Origin of the sequence: Streptococcus pseudopneumoniae, from assembly GCF_001072315.1 — a bacterium.
Lineage (GTDB): Bacteria > Bacillota > Bacilli > Lactobacillales > Streptococcaceae > Streptococcus > Streptococcus pseudopneumoniae_R.
In genome coordinates this window covers 1-3,129 of record NZ_JVLI01000187.1, presented here as the reverse complement: position 1 = coordinate 3,129, position 3,129 = coordinate 1, and the positions used below count along the sequence as shown (strand labels likewise).

Here is a 3,129-nt window from a genome sequence, read left to right as displayed (position 1 = left end):
TTAAGCAGGAATTAGATAAGGCGAAACTGGAGAAAAAAACTTCTAAAAGAACTTTTAAAGTCGCTCAAGAGGCTAATGGTGGTTCACGCAAGAAGAAGTTGCTCCGTGCTACTAAACAGGCTCTAGAACGATCAACCAGTCAACAGGCTAGCTCTGTTGCGCATCAGGATGATACCCTATCAGATATAGCACGAGCTAAATATCGATATCAGGATATTCAGATTCAAGGGAAACGGATCAAAACGATTGGGAAATATAGTGGTAAACTTGGCCAAGGAATGGTTAAATCGAGCTATAGCCTTGGAAATAGAGTCTACAATAAGGCTAAGGGTAGAGGATTCACTCGAACTCCAAGAGAATTTTCTTGGGAAGGAAAACTCTCTCGTCGTATTCAGGCCTATAAGAAACGCTTAGCTACTTCTAAAGCAGGGAAAGTTGCTAAGAAAGCGAGGAAGTTCTACCGTGTAGGTTCTAAACCGCTTCAAGCTATTATCAAAAATCCATTTAGCTTAAAGGCTTATCTGATTGCTTTTGGTCTGCTTTTGTTTCTGGCTATACTTGGTATCGGTAGTTCAGGAATTACCCGTCAAGATGAATTTGATATGAATGATACCTGGTTGTATCTTTCAAAATTGGATCGAGAAAAATCGAATGACAAGGTAGATTATTGGACAAAAATTGATGATCCGCTTTTGTACTTGAATTATAAGTATGATGATATTTCAGATAAGCTTCGTATAGATGGGAATAAATATTTTTCACAACAGAATCGTGGGAAACTTTACTTAGATACCTTATGGAAGAATTTGAATGGGGATAAAGACAATCTTAAAACGATGGAAGAGCTTTATACCCAAAATAGTCTCTATAAGCTTGATAAGGACGAGTTAGAGGAGTATAAACAACTCTTAGAAATTGCTAGAGATAGTGGGAAATATATGTTGCTTCAAGAACTAGATAATCCATTTTATACAGAAGACCAACCTGAATCGCAAGCACCGCTTCAGATTATTGAGCGTTTTGGATATAAAACGAAGACGGAAGTTTTTAATGGATCTGTTTTGCAGGCCTCAGGAGGTCAGTCTCTGTTAGCTGTTTTAGATGGGAAAGTTGAAGTTAAGGGGAGTGACATAGAAATTAGTGATCAGGATTCCAAGTTTCTGTATAAGAACGTAGATACGATTCGCTACAAAACAGGTGATCACGTCAAAGCTGGAGATATTATTGGAAAGGTAGCATCTGAAGGAAATCAAACCGTTTATTATCAAAAGCTAGAACCTGATCGATCAAACAAGAAAGATAAAGATGGGAATATCAAGAAGAGCTGGACTTATGTCAATGTCGGTTTTTACTTCCAGCGTGTAGAATATACCCAAGCAACATCTGTTGTCAGTAATATTGAAACATCTGGAGATAAAGGAAGACGTGCAAGAGCTTTTGCGGATGCAATCAAAAAAAATATACCAGAAGCAACAGATGAAGGAATCGCAGCCGTTTTGGGAGGATTTGATATTGAGAGTTCCATCACCTTTAAACGCTATGAAACAGACTTTCTAACCAATAATCAGTTTGATAAAGTCGCTAAAGAGCCAACTGCAGAAAATCTAGTTGGCAACTGGGGAGCCTTTCAAGCTATGTACCCTACCTTGCCTCTAAATGAAAGAGGTTATCTAGTCAACGGTTTACACTATATCGGGATTGGGATTGGCCAATTTACTGGCCCTCGTGCTCTTGCATTGTGGAATTTTGCAAAATCTGTGAATGGAGATATTTGGTCTGCAGAAGTCCAAACAAAATTTCTTCTGGAGGAAGATGATCCAACTAGACGTGCAGCATTCAGAAGAATTGTAACATCGACGGGTTCCGTAGAAGCTCTTGCGGAGGACTTTTTGAATTCTTGGTTGGGAGTACCAGGTAATAAGCTTCTAGAACGGCAATCTGCAGCCCGTCAATGGTTGAATTTCTTAAAAAATAAAGGAGGAGGTTCGACGGGAGTTTCTAGCAAGCAAGTTCCATCAGAATATAAAGATAAGCTACCTTATGGACTTCCTACGGATAAAGCACTTTTAGAAGGACAAGGCTATTCAGGTAACGCTTATGAACCAGGGAATTGTACTTGGTATGTCTATAATCGCTTTGCTCAAATTGGAGTTGGCATTCATCCCTATCTAGGAAATGCCAATCAGTGGGTTGATAGTGGCCAAGCGCAAGGATATGACATCTCAACGACTCCTAAACCAGGTTCTGCAGCTGTATTCATGAATGGTGTAGCTGGAGCATCACCAATCTATGGCCACGTTGGATTCTGTGAGTATGTCAATAGTGATGGTAGCTTCTTAATGTCAGAAATGAACTTTGGTGGTTTATATGTATCAAGTTGGCGTACCTTGAAACCACAATCAGGTATCTATTTTGTTACACCTAAATAAGAAAGGAAAAGAATGTATAATCAAAAGTTAATCAAAATGGTAAAGGGATTCCTTATGGGAGTCGCTGCCATTTTATGTATTGTTCTGGGCTATTCTATTGCTCAAGTACAACAGAATTTGAGACAGAATAGTCAAGTTCAGGAAGAGGCGAAGCAAAAACCAGAAGAGAAACAACAGGAACAACTCTCTCTTACTGAACAGCAGGTCGAAGATTTTCTAATTGCTTACTATACCAAGAAGGATTTAGAAGAGAATCGTCCACGATATAAGCCTTTTATGACTGATTCTATGTATCAGGAAACTGTTCAAGAAGAACAAAAGCCAGTTAACCAGACCTATAAGGGGTATGTAGTTGACCAATCTTATGAATCAGGCTCTATCTACATTGATAAAACACATAAAGTTGCGTTAGCTCAGGTTCAATATACTAGTACCACCTTAACAGAGAAAGATAATAGGGCTTCTAAGGGGCTAACTGGTAGCACTAAGGTGACAATTCGATTGACCTATGTAGAAAAAGCAGGGAAACTATTGATCAATAAAATAGAGCCTATCGTATTGGCTGAAGCGAGAGGGCAAAGTATAGGAACCTATTCAGATACTAGCAGTTCAAGCTCGACTCCAGTTTCATCTACATCAACGGCAACACCGACATCTTCTGAACCAACAACCGCAACTAGTAGTAACCAATAAGGAGAAT

At 39.1% G+C, this 3,129-nt stretch carries 2 protein-coding genes; both read left to right on the top strand.

The genetic code is table 11. The features are described 5' to 3' along the window. The coding region (locus ADH54_RS09890; RefSeq protein ID WP_049524986.1) for a phage tail tip lysozyme at nt 1-2,429 on the top strand (2,429 nt) is incomplete at its 5' end. Between the two features lie 12 nt (nt 2,430-2,441). After that, nucleotides 2,442-3,122, top strand: coding sequence for a hypothetical protein (locus tag ADH54_RS09885; RefSeq protein ID WP_049524984.1), 681 nt, complete (start codon nt 2,442-2,444; stop codon nt 3,120-3,122). The last annotated feature ends 7 nt before the right edge of the window (nt 3,123-3,129 follow it).

Bases quoted from the DNA above. Each gene is read 5' to 3' on its own strand.
- ADH54_RS09885 (WP_049524984.1), top strand. From the start codon at position 2,442: ATGTATAATCAAAAGTTAATCAAAATGGTAAAGGGATTCCTTATGGGA.